This is a genomic window from Staphylococcus sp. AtHG25, assembly GCF_003217445.1.
Classification (GTDB): Bacteria; Bacillota; Bacilli; order Staphylococcales; family Staphylococcaceae; genus Staphylococcus; species Staphylococcus haemolyticus.
In genome coordinates this window covers 14,544-39,204 of sequence record NZ_QJSN01000010.1, presented here as the reverse complement: position 1 = coordinate 39,204, position 24,661 = coordinate 14,544, and the positions used below count along the sequence as shown (strand labels likewise).

The 24,661-nt window shown below is 31.9% G+C and carries 24 protein-coding genes; 22 read left to right on the top strand and 2 right to left on the bottom strand.

Annotation, left to right across the window (positions count from 1 at the left end; translation table 11 throughout):
- Window positions 1-148: 148 nt before the first annotated feature.
- From BDW31_RS08450 to BDW31_RS08400, 10 genes are all read left to right on the top strand, one after another.
- Window positions 149-982: a YitT family protein gene (locus tag BDW31_RS08450; RefSeq protein ID WP_037548291.1), complete on the top strand. Its 834-nt coding sequence runs from the start codon at window positions 149-151 to the stop codon at window positions 980-982.
- 207 nt (window positions 983-1,189) lie between these two features.
- A complete protein-coding gene (locus BDW31_RS08445; protein ID WP_037548294.1) occupies window positions 1,190-1,987 on the top strand; it encodes an ABC transporter ATP-binding protein in 798 nt (265 codons plus the stop codon).
- 34 nt (window positions 1,988-2,021) lie between these two features.
- Entirely contained in the window at window positions 2,022-3,026 is a 1,005-nt protein-coding gene (locus tag BDW31_RS08440; RefSeq protein ID WP_053024951.1) for a FecCD family ABC transporter permease, read from the top strand.
- A complete protein-coding gene (locus BDW31_RS08435; protein ID WP_085059825.1) occupies window positions 3,023-4,039 on the top strand; it encodes a FecCD family ABC transporter permease in 1,017 nt (338 codons plus the stop codon). The genes BDW31_RS08440 and BDW31_RS08435 overlap by 4 nt, the downstream gene beginning before the upstream one ends.
- Window positions 4,040-4,314: 275 nt before the next feature.
- The gene (dhaK, locus tag BDW31_RS08430) at window positions 4,315-5,277 is read left to right on the top strand and encodes a dihydroxyacetone kinase subunit DhaK (protein WP_053024950.1); all 963 of its coding nucleotides are present in this window, start codon (window positions 4,315-4,317) and stop codon (window positions 5,275-5,277) included.
- Window positions 5,278-5,310: 33 nt separating this feature from the next.
- Window positions 5,311-5,892: a dihydroxyacetone kinase subunit DhaL gene (dhaL, locus tag BDW31_RS08425; RefSeq protein WP_037548306.1), complete on the top strand. Its 582-nt coding sequence runs from the start codon at window positions 5,311-5,313 to the stop codon at window positions 5,890-5,892.
- Window positions 5,889-6,269, top strand: coding sequence for a dihydroxyacetone kinase phosphoryl donor subunit DhaM (gene dhaM, locus BDW31_RS08420; protein ID WP_053019306.1), 381 nt, complete (start codon window positions 5,889-5,891; stop codon window positions 6,267-6,269). The genes dhaL and dhaM overlap by 4 nt, the downstream gene beginning before the upstream one ends.
- Window positions 6,270-6,413: 144 nt before the next feature.
- Entirely contained in the window at window positions 6,414-6,914 is a 501-nt protein-coding gene (locus BDW31_RS08415) for a hypothetical protein (RefSeq protein ID WP_037548314.1), read from the top strand.
- A 652-nt stretch (window positions 6,915-7,566) separates the two neighbouring features.
- A complete protein-coding gene (locus tag BDW31_RS08405; RefSeq protein WP_110709521.1) occupies window positions 7,567-8,634 on the top strand; it encodes a YkvI family membrane protein in 1,068 nt (355 codons plus the stop codon).
- A 134-nt stretch (window positions 8,635-8,768) separates the two neighbouring features.
- A complete protein-coding gene (locus BDW31_RS08400) occupies window positions 8,769-9,815 on the top strand; it encodes an alpha/beta hydrolase (RefSeq protein WP_053024948.1) in 1,047 nt (348 codons plus the stop codon).
- A 233-nt stretch (window positions 9,816-10,048) separates the two neighbouring features.
- On the opposite strand, the gene BDW31_RS08395 is transcribed toward BDW31_RS08400, so the two are convergent.
- The gene (locus BDW31_RS08395; protein ID WP_110709519.1) at window positions 10,049-10,555 is read right to left on the bottom strand and encodes a GNAT family N-acetyltransferase; all 507 of its coding nucleotides are present in this window, start codon (window positions 10,553-10,555) and stop codon (window positions 10,049-10,051) included.
- A 110-nt stretch (window positions 10,556-10,665) separates the two neighbouring features.
- Between BDW31_RS08395 and BDW31_RS08390 the strand changes: the two genes are divergently transcribed.
- From BDW31_RS08390 to BDW31_RS08360, 7 genes are all read left to right on the top strand, one after another.
- Window positions 10,666-11,589, top strand: a complete 924-nt coding sequence (locus tag BDW31_RS08390; protein ID WP_037548326.1) for an NAD(P)H-binding protein — start codon at window positions 10,666-10,668, stop codon at window positions 11,587-11,589.
- A gap of 14 nt (window positions 11,590-11,603) precedes the next feature.
- Window positions 11,604-12,278 (top strand): response regulator transcription factor GraR/ApsR, encoded by a 675-nt coding sequence (graR, locus tag BDW31_RS08385; RefSeq protein ID WP_011276495.1) that lies wholly within the window; start codon window positions 11,604-11,606, stop codon window positions 12,276-12,278.
- Window positions 12,271-13,311 carry a HAMP domain-containing histidine kinase gene (locus BDW31_RS08380; RefSeq protein ID WP_053024947.1) on the top strand — a complete coding sequence of 347 codons (1,041 nt, stop codon included), beginning with the start codon at window positions 12,271-12,273 and terminating at the stop codon, window positions 13,309-13,311. Before graR ends, BDW31_RS08380 begins: the two co-directional genes overlap by 8 nt.
- A gap of 131 nt (window positions 13,312-13,442) precedes the next feature.
- Window positions 13,443-14,204: an ABC transporter ATP-binding protein gene (locus BDW31_RS08375; protein WP_053024946.1), complete on the top strand. Its 762-nt coding sequence runs from the start codon at window positions 13,443-13,445 to the stop codon at window positions 14,202-14,204.
- Entirely contained in the window at window positions 14,194-16,083 is a 1,890-nt protein-coding gene (locus BDW31_RS08370; RefSeq protein WP_053024945.1) for an FtsX-like permease family protein, read from the top strand. Before BDW31_RS08375 ends, BDW31_RS08370 begins: the two co-directional genes overlap by 11 nt.
- 275 nt (window positions 16,084-16,358) lie before the next feature.
- Window positions 16,359-16,976 (top strand): DUF47 domain-containing protein, encoded by a 618-nt coding sequence (locus tag BDW31_RS08365; RefSeq protein WP_011276491.1) that lies wholly within the window; start codon window positions 16,359-16,361, stop codon window positions 16,974-16,976.
- 14 nt (window positions 16,977-16,990) lie between these two features.
- A complete protein-coding gene (locus tag BDW31_RS08360) occupies window positions 16,991-17,995 on the top strand; it encodes an inorganic phosphate transporter (RefSeq protein WP_053024944.1) in 1,005 nt (334 codons plus the stop codon).
- Window positions 17,996-18,195: 200 nt separating this feature from the next.
- Here BDW31_RS08360 and BDW31_RS08355 read toward each other — a convergent pair whose 3' ends face one another.
- Window positions 18,196-19,014: a LysM peptidoglycan-binding domain-containing protein gene (locus BDW31_RS08355; protein ID WP_053017209.1), complete on the bottom strand. Its 819-nt coding sequence runs from the start codon at window positions 19,012-19,014 to the stop codon at window positions 18,196-18,198.
- A gap of 498 nt (window positions 19,015-19,512) precedes the next feature.
- On the opposite strand from BDW31_RS08355, the gene BDW31_RS08350 reads away from it, so the two are divergent.
- From BDW31_RS08350 to BDW31_RS08330, 5 genes are all read left to right on the top strand, one after another.
- Complete coding sequence (locus tag BDW31_RS08350) at window positions 19,513-20,172, top strand: Bax inhibitor-1/YccA family protein (protein WP_037536498.1); 660 nt, start codon at window positions 19,513-19,515, stop codon at window positions 20,170-20,172.
- 320 nt (window positions 20,173-20,492) lie between these two features.
- Entirely contained in the window at window positions 20,493-22,409 is a 1,917-nt protein-coding gene (locus BDW31_RS08345) for a helix-turn-helix transcriptional regulator (RefSeq protein ID WP_242305893.1), read from the top strand.
- 381 nt (window positions 22,410-22,790) lie between these two features.
- On the top strand, window positions 22,791-23,150 hold the full coding sequence (locus BDW31_RS08340; RefSeq protein ID WP_053024943.1) for a transcriptional regulator, SarA/Rot family: 360 nt from the start codon (window positions 22,791-22,793) through the stop codon (window positions 23,148-23,150).
- Between the two features lie 154 nt (window positions 23,151-23,304).
- Complete coding sequence (locus BDW31_RS08335) at window positions 23,305-24,021, top strand: YebC/PmpR family DNA-binding transcriptional regulator (RefSeq protein WP_011276485.1); 717 nt, start codon at window positions 23,305-23,307, stop codon at window positions 24,019-24,021.
- The gene (locus BDW31_RS08330) at window positions 24,021-24,509 is read left to right on the top strand and encodes a cupin domain-containing protein (RefSeq protein ID WP_053024942.1); all 489 of its coding nucleotides are present in this window, start codon (window positions 24,021-24,023) and stop codon (window positions 24,507-24,509) included. Before BDW31_RS08335 ends, BDW31_RS08330 begins: the two co-directional genes overlap by 1 nt.
- The last annotated feature ends 152 nt before the right edge of the window (window positions 24,510-24,661 follow it).

Here is a 24,661-nt window from a genome sequence, read left to right as displayed (position 1 = left end):
TTTTAAATTAGTTCACTTAAACATGATGAAATAGAAATATACTTTGAAAATAATCTAGATATAGACTATTTCTAAAATGCATATTGTAGCTTCACTAGTGATTGTGATAACCTTTTTAATGATATTACATTAAAAGGGGTTGGTGTATGTGAATAAAAATATTAAAGATTTACTTTTAGTTATACTAGGCTCTTTCATATTTTCAGCTGGAGTTAATGCATTCGTTATCTCAGGTAATTTAGGAGAAGGTGGCGTAACAGGTATAGCCATTGTATTATATTATGCGTTTCACATTTCTCCAGCCATCACGAACTTTGTAGCAAATGCACTACTGATCATTGTAGGGTATAAATTTTTAAGTAAAAAAAGTATGTTATTAACTATTGTGGCAACTGTACTTATCTCAGTGTTTTTAAGTTTAACTGAGTCTTGGCACGTCGAAACTGGAAATATCATTATTAACGCTATATTTGGTGGCTCTTGTGTTGGGTTGGGCATTGGTATTATTGTTTTAGCTGGTGGTACAACTGCAGGGACAACGATACTAGCACAAATTGCTAATAAATATTTAGATGTAAGTACTGCATATGCGTTATTGTTTTTTGATTTGATTGTAGTACTCATATCATTAACTGTATTACCATTGCAGATGGCCTTAGTAACAGTTATATCATTATATATAGGTACCAAAGTTATGGAATATGTTATAGAAGGTTTAAATACTAAAAAAGCAATGACAATTATTTCAAGTAAGCCTGACCAAGTAGCGAAAGCGATAGATGAACAAGTTGGACGAGGTCTCACAATATTAGATGGTCGAGGCTATTATAGTCGTGAAGAAAAAGACGTATTATATGTTGTCGTTGCAAAAACACAAGTGTCTCGAGCTAAGAAAATTATACGAAAGATTGATAATCAAGCTTTTTTAGTTGTGCATGATGTGAGAGATGTATATGGTAATGGCTTTTTAGCAGATGAATAATGAGAATGAGTAAGGTTAGGTGTTTCAATATATTGGTGAAGGTGATATGACGACATCAATTAATGAAATACCTAACCTTTGTTTTGTCGATTACAAATAGTCAGTTATTTACAAAGATGTTATAATACCTCTATTGACTATGATAATTATTATCAATTGGAAAACTCAATCGTACATAAAGTTATTTATTATGAAAGTAGGGAAAGCATGAATCGTTTAAAAGCGGAACAAGTAGAAATTGGATATGGGGATCATACGATTATTAACAATTTAGATGTAGAAATACCAGATGGCAAGGTTACGTCTATCATTGGGCCTAATGGTTGTGGGAAATCTACATTATTAAAAGCATTGTCACGCTTATTAACAATCAAAAATGGCGAAATTCAATTAGATGGTGAAAATATTCATACGCAATCAACTAAAGAAATTGCTAAAAAAATTGCTATATTACCACAAACACCAGAAGTAGCAGATGGTCTTACAGTTGGAGAATTAGTATCTTATGGTCGTTTTCCACATCAAAAAGGGTTCGGCCGTCTATCTGCTGAAGATAAAAAAGAGATTGATTGGGCTTTAAATGTTACTGGCACATCTGAATTTAGACATCGTTCTATTAATGATTTAAGTGGTGGTCAGCGTCAACGAGTTTGGATTGCGATGGCATTGGCTCAAAAAACAGACATTATTTTCCTAGATGAACCCACAACATATTTAGATATCTCACATCAATTAGAAATTTTAGAATTAGTTCAACAATTAAATAAAGAACAAGGTTGTACCATCATAATGGTCTTACACGACATTAACCAGGCTATTCGTTTTTCTGATCATCTTATCGCTATGAAGAAAGGTGAAATCATTGCTTGTGGCGCTACTGAAGACGTGTTGACTAAAGATATTCTAGAAAAAGTGTTTAATATTGATGTCGTACTTAGTACGGACCCTCGTACAGGTAAACCATTGTTAGTGACATATGACTTATTCGAACGTAATTATTCATAATATATAGATAAACTAAGAAAAGGGAATTTTTATCATGATGGAGAAAGATAAAAAAGTAAACATAGGTTTTATTGGCTATATTATTTTAGTCTTTGTGTTGTTAATAGGCGCATTGCTTGTATCTATCTTGATAGGTGAAGCGAAAATTAGTTTTTCAACTATTATGGATGCTATTTTTCATTATAATCCTAAAAATCAACAACATAATATTATTAGTGAGATACGTATACCGCGTGATTTAGGTGCGGTATTAGTTGGAATGGCATTATCAGTTGCTGGTGCTGTTATTCAAGGCGTAACTAAAAACGGACTTGCAGATCCAAGTTTAATAGGTTTAAACTCTGGGGCTTCATTTGCATTGGCGTTAACATTTGCTTTTTATCCCGCAGCACCATTCTTAATGCTCATGTGTGCAGGGTTTTTAGGTGCGATGTTGGGTGGCTTTATTGTCTTAACAATAGGTCGATCTAGACGTGATGGCTTCAATCCTATGAGAATCATTTTAGCAGGTGCTGCTGTAAGTGCACTTTTAACGGCTTTGAGTCAAGGTATTGCTTTAACATTTAAGCTGAATCAAACACTTACTTTCTGGACTGCTGGTGGTGTTTCAGGTACGACTTGGAAACAACTTATGTGGAGCGGACCTGTTATTATCATTGCTATTGTTATCATCATAACAATGAGTAAACAATTAACGATTTTAAATTTAGGAGAGACACTTGCTAAAGGCTTGGGACAAAATATCACGTTGATTCGTGGAGTAAGTTTGTTCTTAACAATGATATTAGCGGGGGTAGCCGTTTCAATGGTAGGACAAATTGCCTTTGTTGGCTTGATGGTGCCTCACATTGTCAGATTCTTAGTAGGCACAGACTACGCAAAGGTATTACCATTAACAGCTTTAACAGGCGGTTTACTTATGATTTTAGCTGATACTGTTGCACGAATGTTAGGTGAAGCGCCAGTGGGAGCGATTATTTCATTTATCGGTGTGCCTTACTTCTTATACTTAGTTAAAAGAGGGGGGCGCACAATATGATTCATCCTAAATTAAGACGAAAACAAATTGTTACTTTAGTAATTTTTTCAATATTATTATTAGTCGCATGTACATGGAGTGTGTCTTCAGGAGAATATAAAATTCCGGTTGATCATTTTTTAAAGACGCTCATAGGTCAAGGTGAATATTATGATCAATTAATCTTAATGGAATTTCGTTTTCCACGAATGTTAATTACTATTTTAGCAGGTGCTGCGTTAAGTTTAAGTGGTGCTATTATTCAAAGTGTCACTAAGAATCCAATTGCAGAGCCAGGTATTTTAGGTATTAATGCTGGCGGTGGTTTCGCCATAGCGCTATTTATTTCAATAGGACATATTAACCCTGATAATTTTGTGTATGTGTTACCAGTGATTAGTGTCATTGGTGGTGTAGCTACTGCAATTGTTATCTTTTTATTTAGTGTGAACAAGAGAGATGGCATTACACCTTCAAGTATGGTGCTAATTGGTGTAGGTATGCAGACAGCCTTATATGGTGGTTCTATTACGCTTATGTCTAAATTTAATGAAGATCAGTCAGAATTTATTGCTACTTGGTTTGCTGGTAATATCTGGGGGGATGACTTTACATTTGTAATTGCAATTATTCCATGGCTTATCATTATTATTCCATTTCTTTTATATAAATCTAATGTATTGAACTTAATTAATACACATGAGCATATTGCAAAAGGACTTGGTGTTAAGATTGAACGTGAACGTGTAGTTTTATTCTTTATTGCTGTTGTTTTATCATCAATTGCCGTGGCTGTTGCAGGTGCTATTGCATTTATTGGTTTAATGGGGCCACACATTGCAAAATCAATTATTGGACCGCGTCATCAACTATTTTTACCAATTTCAATTATTGTAGGTGCCTTCTTACTTGTTTTATCAGATACCATTGGTAAGGTTATTCTTGAACCGACAGGGGTACCTGCTGGTATTGTAGTTGCTATTATAGGCGCACCTTACTTCATTTATTTAATGTATAAATCTCAAAGTATTTAAAAATTGGTGCATTGAATAGTGATGCTGAAGGATAAAATATATGTAAGACATCGTTTCTAATTAGTTAAATATTAAACTTTTTACGATTGTAGTAATCTTCGTGGGAGTGGACAGACCCTATTAATGAATTTTACGCTGAAATTCTCTGTGTTTGGATAAGGACAAATTCTGTTCCATTTCCACTTTTTTATTAAAGTCGATTTATATGTAAATGATAGCGCATACATTATGCTTGATTTATAATTAAATTGATAGGCCAAAGGAGGAGGTTACATATGAAAAAGCTAATAAAACAAAAAGAAAACTTTTTAAAAGATATGCTAGACGGTTTAAAAATAGCAAATAATGATATCGAAATCATTGCAGAAACTGTTGTCGTGCGACGTAAAAAGAAATCTAAAGGCGTAGCGATTGTTTCAGGTGGCGGTAGTGGACATGAACCGGCTCATGCAGGTTATGTTGCGCAAGGGATGCTTGATGCGGCGGTTTGCGGAGAAGTATTTACTTCACCAACACCTGATAAAGTGTTAGAAGCAATTAAGGCTGTCGATACTGGTGATGGTGTTTTATTAATTGTTAAAAATTATGCTGGCGATGTAATGAACTTTGAAATGGCGCAAGAAATGGCAGAAATGGAAGATATTCAAGTAGAGATGGTTGTCGTTAAAGATGACATATCAGTGTCTGAAGAAACGCAAAGACGTGGTGTTGCAGGCACAGTATGCGTTCATAAATATGTAGGCTATTTAGCTGAACAAGGTTTAGCTCTACAGGATATTAAAGAAAAAGCGGAAACAATAGCTTCACAAATTAAAAGTATTGGTATGGCACTGACACCACCAATGGTTCCGACAACAGGCCAATATGGATTTGATATTAATGATGAGGATATAGAAATTGGGATAGGTATTCATGGGGAAAAAGGAATTGAACGAATACACTATGAAGAAATCGATAGTATCATTGAACGGTTATTAAGTCGATTACTTAAAGAAAATCAAGAGCAATCATTAATCGTTATAGTTAATGGAATGGGTGGTACACCACTATCAGAGTTAAATATTGTGACTAAATATTGTTCACTTTATTTAGAAAAGCAAAATAGAGATGTAGCGCAATGGTTTGTTGGTGACTATATGACTTCATTAGATATGCAAGGTTTTTCAATCACACTACTTCCTAATAATGAAGAACTACTCAAAGCTTTACAAGCACCTACTACGTCTCGCTACTTTTAAAAAGAAAACCACATTCAACTGAGGTGATTAAAAATGGATGTTAAAGATATGAAACAACGATTATTAAATTTAGAGGCAGTGTTTTCAGAGAAAGAAACATTATTAACGGATTTAGATAGAGCAATTGGTGATGGCGATCATGGTGTCAATATGTTGCGTGGATTTAAAAGTTTGAAAGACAAGATAGATGATAGTAGTATGTCATCGCTATTTAAATCTACCGGTATGGCATTAATGTCAAATATTGGTGGTGCATCTGGTCCATTATATGGATTTAGCTTTGTTAAGATGGCTAATGTTGTTAATGATGAAATGGATAAAGAAAATTTAAAAGCTGTTGTTACTGAATTTGCTAATGCGATTGCCCAGAGAGGTAAAGTACAACGAGATGAGAAGACTATGTTTGATGTTGTAGATCGAGCGCGTGAAGCTTTAGAAAATGATGAAACAATCACATTAGAGATATTACAACAATTTGCTACTGATACGAAAGAGATAGAAGCTACAAAAGGACGTGCAGCATACTTTAAAAAGGATTCAATAGGTTATATCGACCCTGGTGCTCAAAGTATGGTTTACGTATTAAGTGCACTGATTGGAGATGAGATTGAATGACAACAATTATAATTATCAGCCATAGTGAAGACATTGCGAATGGTACTAAAGCATTGCTTAATCAGATGGCGCAAGATGTTAACGTCATAGCTCACGGCGGTGTCGATGGAGGCATAGGTACATCATTTGATGATATTCAAAATATTATCAATAACTTAGATGATGACGCATTGTGCTTTTATGATCTAGGTTCTTCTGAAATGAATTTAGATTTAGCAATTGAGATGTATGAAGGACCACATCATGTTAAGAAGATAGATGCACCAATAGTAGAAGGTAGTTTTACTGCCGCAGTGAAACTCTCAGTTGGCGGAACAACTGATGAAGCGATACAAGAAGTCGCTCAAACTTCATTTAAAGAAAATACATTTGACTAATGTTTAAATAATCTGGGTGAATATAATAATCAAATAAATGCGCAAAATAAATTTTACAATTAAGTAATTTATAAAATGAAAGTGACAATTGATTGTGATAAAATAGATTATTATAGTAAAGCGAAAGAGTAGGTGGGCAAGGTCATGCAAAGTAGCATCAAGGAATACGTTTTAAGTGGAGAATTTGAACAAGTTAGACAACTAATGGCCAAAGCAGACTTTTTAGATTTTGAAGAAGCCTACATTTCATGTGCACATGAAAATGAAAGCATGATGTTTTATACTTGTATTTTAGATATGATTAAATTTGAAGAAACGTCTGAATTGCATGATTTAGCATTTCTATTACTTGTCTATCCCCTAAGTGAGATAGAAGGGGCATTGGATTCTGCTTATTACCATGCACAAGCGTCCATTCAGTTGACGAATGGTAAAGAAATTAAGAGTCTATTACAAATGTTATTATTACATGCCATTCCAGAACCTGTTATTACTGATACTGAAGCTTTCAAAGTTGCTAAACAAATTTTGAAATTAGATCCAAGTAATCATGTTGCAAGAAATGCACTTAAAGAAACAGCTAAACGTATGGATAATGTTGTTGTTGATATTAATGAATTACAACAATATGGAAATTCTAATTAATCAGCATGTAAATGATTGCATCATTGAGCAAATAATTACTTTCTAGATTTTATATATGGTAGTGGGTCAGAAATAGTATTTTTCAAAATTTATTTCGTTGTATCCCTAGCTTGCTTAGCCTGTAGAATTTCTTTAGGAAATTCTCTTTGCTGGGGCCCCGCCTACCAAGCAAGGATGACTAGGTTTGAGAAAACTTGATTCAAGGTCAATTTCAAATCAGTCAGCTATTGCCAAATTGGTAAAATAGGCTGAGACATTTAATTTTGTCTCAGCCTTTTTAATTCAAGTCATTTTTAAATTTAATTATTTATTAAAAAAACTAATGACTAGTGCGATAATAGCCAATATTAAACTTGCAGTTACTCCTAAACTTATTTTTTACCTCCTCTATAATGATCGCTATTATCTGTTTGAAGATGTAGATATGATGTTCCTCATTAATCTAAAATTAAATATGATTTACTAGTTACTTATTTATGAAAAATAAGATAATTATAATAATTTTTAAAGAATTTTAAATCCTTAACAAGTGTATATAGCATAGTGTTTATAGCCGATAAACGCCGGTTCGTAACCTTTATGCACTGTTGCATATTATTTGAAGTGCGTTATAATGCACAATGTGTCAAATTTAAGGAGGTTATATTTTCGCATGGGATTAAATAAAGAAGCTGTAAAAATTGGTTTCGCCTATGTCGGCATTGTAGTAGGTGCCGGATTCTCAACTGGACAAGAAGTTATGCAATTCTTTACACCATATGGTTTATGGTCTTATATTGGTGTACTTATTTCAGGTTTGATTCTTGGTTTTATAGGTAGACAAGTTGCTAAAATAGGTACAGCATTTGAAGCTACGAATCATGAGTCAACATTAAAATATTTATTCGGAGAAAAGTTTAGTAAAATCTTCGATTATATATTAGTATTCTTCTTATTTGGTATAGCAGTCACTATGATTGCAGGGTCTGGTGCAACATTCCAAGAGAGTTTTGGCATACCTACGTGGTTAGGTGCCTTAATTATGACTATTGTCATTTATTTAACATTATTATTAGACTTTAACAAAATCGTGAGCGCACTTGGTTTCGTCACACCATTCTTAATAATTATGGTAATACTTATTGCCGTTTACTACTTATTTGCAGGTAGCGTTCCATTAAATGAAGTTAACAGTACTGTTGATAAAGCAAGTGTATTTTGGGGTATAGTTAGAGGATTAATGTATGGTGGTCTAGCTTTTGCAGTGGGCTTTAGTACAGTTGTTGCAATTGGAGGCGACGCTTCTAAACGTAAAGTTTCAGGTGGAGGTGCAATGTTTGGCGGTGTGGTTTACACTATCTTACTTGCTCTAATTAACTTTGCACTACAATCTGAATATCCTAAAATCAAAGATGTTGAAATTCCAACATTAACATTAGCTAATGCTATTCATCCATGGATTGGTCTTGTTCTAACTGTCATCATGTTAGCAGTTATGTACAATACAATCTTAGGACTATGCTATTCATTCGCAGCACGTTTTACAGAACCATATAGTAAAAAGTATCACATCTTTATCATTATTATGATGATTGCTGCATTTATTTTAAGCTTTGTAGGTTTCGCAGACTTAATTAACTTCTTATATAACATTATGGGTGTTGTTGGTCTGTTTATCGTAGTTGCAGTATTAATTAAATACTATGTACGTAAGAGTGATAATAAAGATCATATAGCATAGATTTAAAATAGCAATACTTTACAATTGAAAGTGAATGTTTTAATCTTAAAAGCAATTCGTATGATTATACGGGTTGCTTTTTCTATTAAATGAATAAGCAAACTTTCTATAATCAATTGAAAGGAACGTAGGGAATGAATACTCAGAAAAAATGGACGATCATCACAGGTGTCATTATATTGATTGTGAGTGTTGTAGTTGCTTGGGGACTATACCACCATCAACAAGAGAGTGAGAAGAAAAAACAACAACGTGAAAAAGTTCAAATTAATAATCCTAACGTCAAATTATTTCAAAATATTACCTATAATAATCATCTTCCTGAAAGCCAACTTGATATTATGATGCCTGACGATGTAGATAAGGATACTAAATTGCCGGTTATCTTCTGGATGCATGGGGGTGGGTATGTTGCAGGTGATAAACAATATAAAAATCCATTGCTATCGCAAATTGTGGAACAAGGCTATGTAGTAGTCAATGTTAACTATGCTTTAGCACCTAATTATAAATATCCTACGCCACTCATTCAATTTGATGATGCAATTCAATTTATTAAGCATAATAAAGACCGCTTTCCAATTGATTTAGATCAAGTTGTTATAGGCGGTGACTCTGCCGGTGCACAACTTACAAGTCAATATGTTGCTATGCAAACAAATAGTTCACTACGAAGTGAAATGGGATTTGAACAGCGTTTTACACCATCACAAATAAAAGGCGCTATCTTTTTCGGTGGTTTTTATGATATGAAGACAGTTAGAGAAACGGAATTCCCAAGAATTCAAATGTTTATGCATAGTTATACTGGTGCAACAAAATGGGAATCAGAATTTAAAAATATTTCTCAAATGTCAACAATTAATCAAGTGACTAAAGATTATCCTTCAACGTATCTATCAGTAGGTGATGCTGATCCTTTCTACAGTCAAAATATTGAATTTTACCGTAAGTTGAAGGAAGAAGGCATTCCTGCTAATACATTGTTCTATAATGGTTCACATCATTTACATCATCAATATCAATTTCATTTAGAGAAGCCAGAATCTAAAGAGAATATGAAACGTGTACTCGCATTCTTAAGCAGAAATACTTCATCATCTGGTGTAGAACAAAATCAGCAATCTCCATTTGATGGTTCTACGAGTTCGGATAAAAGTTTCTCATTATCACCTTACTAACCACGATGAAGTGATAAAATTATCAAACTATTAGTGACAACACTATAGCTAAGAATAAAAGGCTTATTTCCTAAATGTTAAATCATTAAGGAAGTAAGCCTTTTTAATTTCTATTAATTTATGATAGTGCTATTTAATTACTATAGGTATATTGTTATTTAATCTAACATTTTAGTAATGTTGTTTAATATTATTGAGACTAGAGTATAATATAATGATAGTAAATTTAAATACTAAATAAGCAGTTTGGCCATGACATATTTATTGAAGTATTGACCATTAATGTATAGCTTATCCTTTAATTCGCCCTCAATATTAAATCCAGCAGCTTTAAAGAGTTCAACTGCGCGCGCGTTTTCAGGGACAACGGAAGCTTCAATACGTCTAATATCATGGTTGATTGACCAAGCTTCAGTCGCATTTACTAAGGCCATACCTATGCCATGTTTCTGATATAGTTGTCTAACACCAATTGTGATAACTGCTTCGTGACGTTTGCGCTCAAAATCTTCAGTTGTAATGAATGCGTAACCAACCAGTTGATCATCTTGCTCTGCAACATAAACAGTATTTCTTGGAGAAGTGATAATGCGTTCTAAATGATCACTAACACTTGAGATGCTGGGCGTATATTCACCCGGGTTATATAATGTATATTCAGATTCATCATAAATTTTACTTAATAATTTAATAAAGTCTTCAACGTCTTTTATACTAATTTCACGAATAATATGAGCCATAAGGCGTCCTCCCAAATTAATAAACTATTGTGTCTTACATGGTATTATAGCAATAAATCTTAGATATACATAAAATAAAAAACTTTTAGACTAAAGGGGTAATCTTAAATATGAAACCGAATGTACTATTAGCAGGTGGTAGTGGTTATATTGGTAAGTATATAAGTAGTGTTATTGAAAAAGATGCAAACATATATGCCTTATCAAAGTATCCAAATACTAAAAAAGAAGATAATGATCGAATTATTTGGTTGAAAAGAGATATTTATAATTATACTCATGTTGTAAAAGCTATGGAAGGTATGGATATTGCTGTTTTTTATTTAGATCCTAATAAGAATTCAGCAAAATTAACGCAAGCAACGGCACGAGATTTAAATTTGATCGCCGCAGATAACTTTGCCAGAGCAGCAGCTCAACAAGGTGTGTCTAAAATAGTATATATAAGTGGTAGTCGATTTGATAGTGAGACAGTACAAAGGCTAGAGAATTACGGTGTTCCTGTGGAAAAGACCAACACACAAATTAAACGACCGCATATAAATGCTGAATTACAGATGTCTAAATATGATGATATAAGAACAGCGATGCGAATGATATTACCTAGGAAATGGACATTATCCTATTTAGTAGACTACTTTATGAAATGGCTTAATGATACACGTGGTACATTCATGCACACATATAAAGATAATGATAGATACATTGTTTATGCACGAAAAAAGTCTAAACCATTATTAATTATGGAAAAAGTTGAAAACGACTCGGGACTTATAACATTACACTTGATTTCAGGTTCAATGATAAAATCTAATCAAAAGAAACAAGGTAAATTAGAATTTAGGCAAATTAAAGGGACAAGATTGGTCATTGTTCATTTATATGATTATATTCCGAAATTACTATGGCCAATTTACTACTTCGTTCAAGCACCATTACAAGGTTTGATTATGCGAGGATTTGAAATTGATTGCCGAATTAAACATTTTAACGGACGGGTTCAATCAGGGGAAAAAATGAAATATACAAAATAATAGGTGATAAAGTGATGCAAGTATTATTAGTAGAAGATGATCAAACACTCTTCCAAGAATTGAAAAAAGAATTAGAACATTGGGATTTCTTTGTGACAGGTATAGATGATTTTAGTGCAGTAATGGATATTTATGAAGAAACAAATCCTGAGATTGTTATTATGGATGTTCAATTACCTAAATACGATGGGTTTTATTGGTGCAGAAAGATTAGACAAGTATCTAATGTCCCCATCTTATTCTTATCATCACGTGATAATCCGATGGACCAAGTCATGAGCATGGAATTGGGAGCCGATGATTATATGCAAAAACCATTCCATACAAACGTCTTAATAGCTAAATTGCAAGCCATTTATCGACGTGTTTATGAATTTGGAGCAGAAGAAAAGAGAACATTGAATTGGCAAGATGCACTTGTGGATTTATCAAAAGATAGTATTCAAAAAGGTGATTCAGTTATCTATTTATCGAAGACTGAAATGATTATTTTAGAAATGTTAATTCAAAAGCAAAATCAAATTGTTACTAGAGATACCTTAATTACTGCGCTATGGGATGATGAAGCGTTTGTAAGTGATAATACGTTAACTGTTAACGTTAACCGTTTGCGTAAAAAATTATCTGATATCGGTATGGATACACAGATCGAAACTAAAGTAGGTAAAGGTTACATGGCACATGAGTAACTTGAAGTGGTTTTGGTTATTCCTCAAAACGCGAAGTAACTGGATTTTTTGGATTGTGTTTCTACATCTGATTTTATTAGGTATGGCTTACATTGATTATGATATTTCCATCGAGAGTATAGGATTTATAGTAACTTTAAATCTCGGTCTTACAGCGATGTTTTTAATTTTTACTTTTTTAAAAGAAGTAAAGCTATATCAACATTTATATAATAATAAAGAAATTGAAGAAATTAAGCATAAAGATTTAGCGGAAGATCCGTTTCAAAAGGAAGTTGTTAATTATCTTTATCGCAAATTAACGAGTCAAAAGGAACGTGTTGTTGAACAACAATTACACATACAATCGACAGAACAATCTCTAACAGAATTTGTTCATGATATTAAAACACCTGTGACAGCGATGAAGTTGTTAATCGATCAAGAAGAAGAGGGGACACGTAAAAAGTCATTATTGTATGAATGGGCACGTATTAATGAGTTGTTAGATAAGCAACTTTATTTAACGCGTTTAGAGTCTAAAAATAGAGACATGTATTTTGAAGAGACATCACTGAAGCGTCTTGTGATTGATGAGATCCAATTAACACGTCATATTAGCCAAGCCAAAGGTATAGGCTATGATTTGGATTTAGAAACAAACTTAGATGTTTACACGGATGTGAAGTGGTGTCGCATGATGATTCGCCAAATTTTATCTAACTCATTAAAATATTCTCAAGGACAAGATATTATTATTCGTTCTTATACAAATGATGGTCATGTCGCATTAGAAATTAAAGATTTTGGTAGAGGTATCAGTCACAAGGATTTACCACGTATATTTGAGCGTGGTTTCACTTCGACTGCGAATCGTAATGAGACAACTTCTTCAGGAATAGGGCTATATCTGGTTAACAGTGTAAAGGATCAATTAGGTATTAATGTTCAAGTAGAATCTACAGTAGGACAGGGGACTACTTTTGTATTAACTTTTCCAAAACAGAATGAATTGATGGCCCGTATGACCCAAGTGACAACAATGTTACCTTAAAACTTAGATTTGTTACTCCATCTTCATTTCATCAAAAGCGATAACTTTTATAATTAAACTGATTAAAGTAGTGAGATGTTTCTAAAGTAAACGCACATGCAGATAAAATGAATGGCGAGGTGAATAAAACCGTGGCAATATTACAGGCAAAGCAAATTGCCAAAACTTATGGAAATAAACAAACTGAACAAGAAGTTTTAAAAGATATAGATCTGTCAATTGAAGCGGGAGAGTTTGTAGCTATCATGGGGCCATCGGGATCAGGCAAGACAACGTTATTAAACGTGTTAAGTTCAATTGACTATTTAACACATGGTTCTATTATTTTAGATGGTCAACAATTAGAGAAATTATCTAATAAAGCGTTGTCTGAAATTAGAAAAAAAGATATTGGTTTTATTTTTCAAGAATATAATTTATTACATACGTTAACAGTTAAAGAAAACATCATGTTACCTTTATCAGTTCAAAAGTTAGATAAAAAAGAAATGAATGAACGCTATCAACGTATTACACAGGCTTTAAATATTTTTGAAATTAGTGATAAATATCCATCAGACATTTCTGGTGGACAGCGACAAAGAACATCCGCAGCACGTGCATTTATTACGTATCCTAAGATTATTTTCGCGGATGAGCCAACAGGGGCTCTTGATTCTAAAAATACTCGCGATTTATTACAACGTTTTCAAAAAATTAATGAACTTTATAACGCAACGATAGTAATGGTAACGCATGATCCTTTGGCAGCAAGCTTCTCAGAGCGTGTGATTATGTTAAAAGACGGGCAGATATTTACTGAAATTTATCAAGGTGAAGATGATAAAAATGTCTTTCACAAGGAGATCTTACGTGCGCAAAGTATATTAGGTGGCATGATGTATGAGTTTTAGTCAAATTATATGGAAGAACTTTCAACAGAATATAATTCATTACGCGATTTATATCTTTTCACTTGTATTAAGTATCGTGTTGTTTTTTAGTTTTATAACAATTAAGTATGTGCATCACTTAAATGTGCATCAATCGTTGTCAATGATACAACAAGGAACACAAGTGGGAAGTTATTTTTTATTTATCATTATTGTTGTATTTATTATGTATACGAATATGTTGTTTATTAAACGACGTAGCTATGAATTCGGATTATTGCAAACGATTGGTTTAGGTAAAAAGAGTATTATTTATATGCTAATGTTTGAACAATTATTTATTTTTATTATAACCGCGATATTAGGTATGATTATCGGTATTTTAGGATCAAAAATACTATTAATGATTGTTTTAAAATTATTAGGTATACATACTTCTGTATCAATCATTTTTAGTTTTCAAGCGATTGCGCAAACTTTATTTATACTTGTCACTGCTTATATACTTATCATTATTCAAGCGTCTATTTATTTAAGTAAATCTTCAATTAAAAGTTTAATTGCCTCTCAAGACAGTAAAGAAGATAGTCACATCACACTTACATTAGGAGAAGTTATATTAGGTGTTTTAGGTATTGTATTGATATTAACAGGTTATTATTTATCGTCACGTTTTGTCGAGATTGTAGATGATGTGATACTATCGTTTGTTATTCTAATTCTTACTGTTTTAGGAACTTACTTTTTCTTTCGAAGTACGATTTCTCTCATTTTAAAGACGATTAGATACCTTAAAGGTGGTAATGTTTCTGTAAATGATGTTATTTTTACATCATCACTCATGTTTCGAATTAGAAAAAATGCATTTTCATTAACTGTAATGGCAATCATTTCAGCAATAACTGTATCTGTATTGTGTTTCGCTGCGATTAGTAGGGGCTCTTTGACAAATGAAGTTCTATTAGAATCTCCTCATGAAGTTACACTGAAAGAAGAAAAATTAGCTAATGAATTAGGTTTTGAATTAAATCGGCATCATATTCCTTACCATTACGACTTTAAACAAGTTGTTTATTCTCAACTATACAAAGATCATTTATTTGATAAAAATCAGGTGCAACCATACGCAATTATTGTAACGAGTGAAAAATATTTCCCTAATGTTTCTATAGAGAAGGGTGAGGCTAATTTAATTATGCCTGAAGGGTTAATTCATGATTTATCGAATCATACACCCCATGGTACGGCTTCTATAGGAACTAAAAAGCATCATGCAAATATTAAATTGAATAAAGTGATGGATAAAATTTATTTTAAACAGAGTATTGACTTAGGAGGTCCTACTTTAGTTTTAAATGATACAGATTATAACTATTTGAAAGCACATGCGAAAAATAAATATATCGTTTCACAATATGGTTTTGATTTAAAACATAACAGAGATATACCAAAACTTGAGAGTATAACAAAGGGTCTTGATGGTAATGTTGAAACGCGTAGTGAAGTGGTGAGCGAAGTATCAAGTTTGACTGGAATATTGTTATTTGTAACATCATTTTTAGGAATTGCATTTTTAATCGCTACAGGGTGTATTATTTACATTAAACAAATTGATGAAACAGAAGATGAGTTAGAAAGTTATTCTGTATTACGTAAATTAGGTTTTATTCAAAAAGACATGGCAAAAGGGTTAAAACTCAAAGTGGCATTTAATTTTGGTATACCACTGATTATTGCCTTATTACATTCTTACTTTGCAGCAGTGGTCTTTATGAAGGTTATAGGCTTTGATAATAAAGTTCCTATTTTCGTTGTAATGGGTATTTATACAATCATTTATAGTATTTTTGCAGTTATCGCCTATAATCACTCTAAAAGAACGATTAATCACTCAATTTAAGTCAATATTTATCTAATATTTCGTATTTGTAAAGAATTTGTAAATGTAATTGTGGTTATGTAAATTTTGTGATATTTTCAAATAGGGATAAATTCAGTAATGGAGTATTACGTGAATAACAGTAAAACATTATATTTACATAAAATTTACAAATAGTCAGAAAATAGACTCTTTGAATGTTCTTATTGTAAATGTATTCTTTATCTAAAGTTGTCTTACAATAATAAAAATTTACAAATGTGATTGGAAACGATCGCTATAATGGAGGCTTTATAATGTTTACTAAGAAAAAGGATAAGTTCATGGTTCAATTAGAGGAAATGGTATTTAATTTGGACCGTGCTGCAGTTGAATTCGGGAAAATGGATTTCAATACGCACCTAGATTTAAAAGCTTATTCTGACAATATCAAGACATATGAGTCACATGGTGACGAATTAATGCATCAAGTTATTACGGATTTAAATCAAACATTTATTACGCCAATTGAACGTGAAGACATTCTATCTTTATGTAATGCAATTGATGACGTTCTTGACGCAATGGAAGAAACTTCAGCAATGTTTGAAATGTATTCAATTGAATATACAGATGAATACATGGCAGAATTCGTAGAAAATATCCAAAAAGCAGTAGCGGAAATGAAATTAGCTGTTGGTTTATTAGTTGAGAAGAAATTATCTCACATGCGCATTCATTCTATTAATATTAAAGAATTTGAAACAAATTGTGATGGCATTTTACGTCAATCTATTAAACACATTTTCAACAGTGAAACAGATCCAATCACACTAATTAAAATAAAAGATATTTATGAAAGCATGGAAGAAATAGCAGATAAATGTCAAGTTGTAGCAAATAATTTCGAAACGATTATTATGAAAAATAGCTAAGGGAGTTTTAATTTATGGAATATGTATTAATTATCACTATAGCTATCGTTATATTTTCTTTAATCTTTGACTTTATCAATGGATTCCATGATACAGCCAACGCGATTGCTACAGCAGTATCGACACGTGCATTGACCCCTAGAACTGCAATATTTTTAGCGGCAATTATGAACTTTATCGGTGCTTTAACATTTACTGGTGTTGCCGGTACAATCACAAAAGATATTGTTGATCCATTTAAATTACATAATGGGTTAGTAGTTGTATTAGCCGCTATTTTAGCAGCAATCATTTGGAATTTATTAACATGGTTTTATGGTATTCCAAGTTCATCATCTCACGCATTAATAGGTTCAATCGCTGGTGCAGCGATTGCAGCACAAGGATTTGGTGTACTTCACTATCAAGGTTTTACTAAGATTATTATTGTTTTAATCATTTCACCAATTATTGCATTTTGTGTCGGATTCATTATGTACACGATTGTTAAAATTGTCTTTAAAAATGCTAACCTTACTCGAGCGAATCGTAATTTCCGATTCTTCCAAGTATTTACAGCAGCATTGCAATCGTTCTCACATGGTACGAACGATGCACAAAAATCAATGGGTATCATTACATTAGCTTTAATCGTTGCTAATATTCAAGATCCAACAAACGTTGAGCCGGCATTATGGGTAAAAGTTGCCTGTGCAACTGCAATGGGTCTAGGTACTGCAATTGGTGGATGGAAAATTATTAAAACAGTAGGCGGAAACATTATGAAAATTCGCCCAGCAAATGGGGCTGCTGCTGACTTATCATCAGCATTAACAATATTTGTAGCTTCATCATTACACTTCCCATTATCTACTACACACGTTGTATCATCATCAATTCTTGGTGTAGGTGCTTCTAACAGAGCTAAAGGTGTTAAATGGAACACTGCACAACGTATGATAATTACATGGGTTATTACATTACCAATCTCTGCGATTTTAGCAGCATTGATATTCTGGGTTATGAACATTTTCTTATAATATATTAAAGAAGGGCTAGCGATACATTGTCGCTAGCCCTTCTTTGTTAGATATGAAGTAAGACATAATAGAATTTAAATCATCTTTTGAATTCAAGTTGAAACAGTGGGATGATTTATTAAATTGCATTATTTTAGTGCCAAAAAAAGAGCAATCCAATTAAACTTAATTAGCTGCTCTTATACTCTATATTTAATTTCTTAGTGAATGAAGTTGTAGCTTGAAACTACAGATGCAGGAATTGTTCTAGTATTAGTGTTATATGGTCCGTTAGCATAATTCATTTCTGAAATTAAGATACTACCATCAGCATTAACACGTTCAACATAAGCTACGTGTCCATAGTAGCCAGTAGTTGTTTGCATGATTGAACCTACAGTTGCGTTATGATCTACTGTATAACCATCTGCTGCTGCATTACCTGCCCAATATTTTGCATCTGACCAATAAGTACTAATTGGTTTACCAGCTTGAGCACGTCGGTCGAATACGTACCATGTACATTGACCAGCAGTATATAGGTTTTGGTGACTAAATGTTGGACTAGAATAACCGCCACTTCCACCTACATTATTGTTTGTACTAGGATTTGTTTTACTAGGTGTTGTAGTTGAACCATTAGGTATTTTTAATTTTTGATTTGGTGTAATTAAGTAACCTGATAAATTATTGGCTTTCATTAATGCATTGACAGTTACACCATTTTTACTAGCAATTGCATATAAAGAATCGCCAGCTTTTACAGTATATGTTGATGAAGAAGTTGTTGCATTTGAACTGGCATTGTTAGAGTTATTACTGTTGCCCCCAATAGTAATAACTTGACCAGGGAAAATCATATTGTTTGAAAGATTGTTGCTCTTCTTAATACTATCTACAGATGTATTATATTTACTAGCGATGCTCCAAAGCGACTCGCCGGATTTTACAGTATGTTGAGTTGATGCTTCAGCATTGTGATTAGATAGTACTGCAACTGCTCCGGTTGCGACAGAAGCTGCGACTGCTAACTTTTTCAACTAAATGTCCTCCTTGAGAAAATTGATTTTATTTATAATTAATAAATTCCTAAACTATTAATTTATCTTATATATTCATTTACATATATCACGTATTCATACTATCAAAAAAAAGACACAATTTGGGCATTGTTATTATCTTGTAATATTGTTAATATTTGTCTCTTATTATGTAAAAGCGTCTAATCTGTTGATATGATAGCGTTCATTAAATATTTGACTGCACATTCTAGTAAAAAAATTAAGTGATTTGTAATATTTCTATTAGAAATAAAGATGAGTTGAGTGGAAAATTTAAGCTCCAAATGGATTAACAATAGGTTTTAAGGTTGTGTTAAATTTAATTGTAGTTCATATTTTGAGGTCTAGTATTAATAACTAATGTAAATGTAATTGTAGAAAACATATCATTCGTTAATGGTTTATTTTTTGAAAAGTAGTTAGAATGCGATACAATCATGTTGAAAAAGTGATATCTGAAAAGGAGAGATTCATTGTATGTCTCAGTCGTATAACAACACACATCACATGAAGACAAAACATCGAGATAAAGATAGGACGCGTGATTATGCCAAGGTATGGCTATTTTTTATGTATTATTGGATTATATTTGGAATTGGATGTTACTTCGGACAATACTTACCTATGGAATGGAGACGTCCTTTATCTATAGCATTATTAGTACTTATTTTGGCAACATTATTTATTCAACGTGCGCGTAAGTATGGTTTGGTTATTTCGCATATTTATGCCATTATTGTAGGTCTTTTATCATACGCTACTTTTACAACTTATATGCAAAATTTAGGACCAGAGGTCTTCTATAAAAATGTCTTATTAGCAATTGGCGCATTTATAGTTTTCGGTATTTTAGGTTTTTTCATTATTAATGATGCTTCTAGTATTGGTAAATATTTATTTGTAACATTAATTGCATTAATTATTGCCGGATTGATTGGAATGTTCATTCATAATCCTATATATCACACTGCCATTACGGTTGTAGGTTTAATACTTTTTCTATTATATACATTGTATGATTTCAATCGTATGAAGCGAGGGAATTTTTCACCACGTGAAATGGGTTTTAATCTATTTATTAATTTGTTGAATATTATAAAAGATGTATTAAGACTTGCAAATCGCTTTAAAAATTAAATAAGAAAGAACATAATGAGAACCTATACATTTGAGATGTCTACGTGTTGCATTCAATGATTTTATTTTGTTTAGTAATTGTATGATTGATCGTATTACTATATACATGATTGAATTTGAAGCAATAACGGGACATTTTTTAACAAATTCATAACTTAAGTTAATAATAACAAGAAATTAATTTATAAAAAATTGTATTTTTGATTTGTTTATCATGTTGTGGTAAATTTACATTTAATCACTATGATAGTGCTAAGAAACAAAAAGGAAATTAGTACAACATTTAGAAAGACTATCATGAATTAGAAAGAGGTTAATCAATGTCTAATACCAATATTCATATATTGACTAAGAATGAATACAAAATGACACGTTGCCAAGACGGTATTATTCTGTTGTTTCCGATAGAAGGTCAACTTAAACTTCAGCACTTTACTAAAACCGTTAACGTCGAAAATGACATTTACGTTATTAATAATACAGATATTTTTTCAATTCTAAAAAATAAAAAAACCATCATGCTTTATATCGCTAGTGATTGGTTTAGAGATCGCCATTTTGATTTCTTCAATTATAAATACTCAACTAATCTAGTTAAGTCCATTAACTCCATTAAACGCGCATTATTGCAACTTGTCCTAAACCATTTAAACGCAGACTCAGTTTCTGAAGATACTACATATATTACATCTGTTGTTGATATTATAGGGAAAGAAGGCGCCATTGAGAAATCAATCGCAAATCATCAATATAACTTCTCTTTTTACGGTGAATTAAGCGAAATATTAGAATATATTAATCAAAATATTACTAAGAAATTAACGCTAACGGGTATAGCATCAAAGTTATTTACTTCTAAATCTAATCTTTCGGCACAGTTTAATCAATTGCTAAATATGGGTTTCAAGACATATGTAGATACTTTAAAAATTGCAAATTCATTTGAATGGCTATTATCAACGGAATACACGATAAGTTTAATAAGTGAAAAAGTAGGATTTAGCAATGCTTCAAGTTATTCTAAAACGTTTAAAAATTATGTTGGCATGACTCCCAACGAGTACCGATACTGTGATAGATATGAAAAATTTATTGATATGGATTATGAAAATATAATCGAAGGAAATATTGACTACATTAATCAATTAATCAAGATTAAACAACAATATTATAACCAACACGATGAACATATAATCTACGCAGATTCAACAATTGGTTCTACTGTGAATCCGTATTATTTAGTGATTCAAATTAATACTATAGAAGAAATAAGATTATTATTTTTTCAAGATTTTGCACGACCTTTGTATTACGAACACTCAACATTGAAGTTTTATCTAAATGTAGATATGCGTGATATTAAAAATCAAATGACAAAGTATGAGAGACAACGATTGTTTGAATACATCATTATTAATGAATTAAATGTAGTATTTAGACTGGAAGATTTAACGTTAACGGATTTTTTAGAGTCTAATTTTGAGGATGTAGCAAACTACTTCAGAGAACATCAACTTCCTACGAGTGGTAATCATAAATTAGGTCTTGTTTTTGATTTAGATGAAGTAAATTTGAAATCCATTTATCGAATTATTTTAAAAATACAGCATAAAACGCAACAATTTTCATTTGGGTTAGAAATAAGTAAGCTATTAAACGACCCTGTATTGTTTAAAACATTAGAATCACAAATCAAACGCATTAATTTTGAATTTTTATATATTGATAATGCACAACTAAAAATGCCTTACTTAATTGAACAGAATGAACATTTACTGGTGAAAAATATATTACAATACCAAAATATTAGACAAATATTAAAGCAATTTGATCTAGAAGATCAGAAAATAATATTTTTAAATTTTGAAAACCACAAATTTTTAAATAGTAAATATAATGATTTGAATAATAGTGCACCTTTATTAATTGAGACATTTGTGAGAACAGCGTCATATTTTAACGGAATTGGCTTTAACTTCAAGCATAGTGGTAATCTGTTTAATGCACTTCACATATTCGATGAAAACGGGTTTAAGTCGATATTAGGAACGATTTTAGAGCAACTCATTGAAATTAGTATGAAACCCAAATTATTTAATGAAAATTACATCTTAATTGACGATGAAGACCAATATACTGTTTTAATTTACGATTGGCGTGTTTTAGAAAGTGAATCATTGCAAGTCAATTATGATCAGACATATATATATTTATTGATTTTACAGATGATGTATTAAAAGATACCTATTTAGTTCAAATTCAACTCGTCGATGACTATAACGGTAATATTAATCATCTTATTTCTCAGCGTATTAGAAAAAAACATAAATGGTCAAAACGATTTTTAAGAAAACTAGATTATTTAATCCATCCAACATTTCAAATGATAGAACATAACTTTAATAATGCACCTCTTCAAATTAAACTTAATTACAATGCGTTGTACATCGTTAAAATTTTAAAAAAATAAAATCTATTCAATTGTGTTTTGCGCAACTATATTTAACTTTGTTAGTAAATTCGACAAAAATTTCTAAACAAAGTTATAAGACATACCTAAAAATATAAAGGATAATAGTAATTATGTTGTCTGCTTATATTTGGAGGTGCAAAAATCATTGAATAATGACAAATTAAATAAATTACTAGAATTCTATAAACAATATAAAGCATTGTCAGAGTACATAGATAAACAATATAAGTTGATATTAAATGATTTGGCTTTGCTCAAACTTGCTTATGAACATATTGCTAAAGATCAAATGTTAATGCAAAAATTTCTAAAAATAGCAATTAGTGAGTTAGAGTTAAGTAGAACTAAATTATTAGTCTCAATTCGACGACTTATAGAAAAAGAAAGACTAAGTAAGGTTCGATCAACTGAAGATGAGAGAAAAATTTTTATCTATATGGATGAGAAGAATGTTAAAAAATTCGATGCTTTATTCAATGATGTTGAAGAATTCTTAGATATTTAATTTAATATGTTGAACGAGAATACTGACAAAGACATTCTGTCAGTATTTTTTTATGCTTATTTTTACTTCGTACAATGCGTTTATTTCCTTTTTAGACAATGCTTTATTAATGCTATATAATAAGGATTATTGAGTATGAAAGTGAGATGACATTATGGGACGTAAATGGAATAATATTAAAGAGAAAAAGGCCCAAAAAGATAAAAATACAAGTAGAATATATGCGAAATTTGGTAAAGAAATATATGTAGCAGCCAAATCTGGTGAACCAGATCCTGAATCTAACCAAGCATTAAGATTAGTACTTGAAAGAGCGAAGACGTATTCAGTACCTAATCATATTATTGATAGAGCAATTGACAAAGCTAAAGGTGCTGGTGATGAAAATTATGACCACCTACGTTACGAAGGCTTTGGACCAAGTGGTTCAATGCTTATCGTAGATGCATTAACTAATAATGTAAACCGTACGGCTTCAGATGTGAGAGCTGCTTTCGGTAAAAATGGCGGAAATATGGGTGTATCAGGTTCTGTAGCTTACATGTTTGATCACACGGCTACTTTCGGAATTGAAGGTAAATCAGCTGATGACATTTTAGAGGCATTAATGGAACAAGATGTTGATGTTAGAGATGTAATTGAAGATGGAGATCTTACAATCGTTTATGCTGAACCAGACCAATTTGCTCATGTACAAGATGCATTACGTCAAACAGGTGTAGAAGAATTTAAAGTGGCTGAGTTTGAAATGTTACCTCAAACTGATATTGAATTATCAGAGGATGACCAAGCAACATTTGAGAAATTAATTGATGCACTCGAAGACCTTGAAGATGTTCAAAATGTTTTCCATAATGTGGATTTAAAATAATGAAGAAAAATGCAGATTATTGGATTAAACAACTTGATCTAACACCTCATCCAGAAGGTGGCTACTATAAAGAAACAATTCGAGAAACAATAAATGAGACACAACGTGCACCATTCAGTAGTATATACTTCTTGTTAAATACTGGTGATATTTCTCATTTTCATCGTATCGATGCGGATGAAGTATGGTATTATCATGCAGGTGAATCTTTGACCATTCATATGATTACACCTCAGGGGAACTATCAATCAGTACAATTAGGTGCTTCAATTGAAAATGGCGATGTATTGCAGTATTTAGTGCCTAAAGGTACTATTTTTGCATCGAGTTTAACAGACAGAGAAGGCTATAGTTTGGTTGGATGTATGTGCCAACCAGCATTTGATTTTAATCATTTTGAATTATTCACACAAGATGAGTTGTACAGTATGTATCCTCAACACGAGGCAATTATTAAACGTTATGCCTTATTAAACAGAGACCAATAGACTTAAGGGAGTGGGACAGAAATAATATTTTCCAAAATTTATTTCGTTGTAACCCCAGCTTGCTTGGCCTGTAGAATTTCTTTAAAAAATTCTCTTTGTTGAGGCCTCGCCCACCAGGCAAGGTTGATTAGAATTAAAAAAAGCTTGTTAAA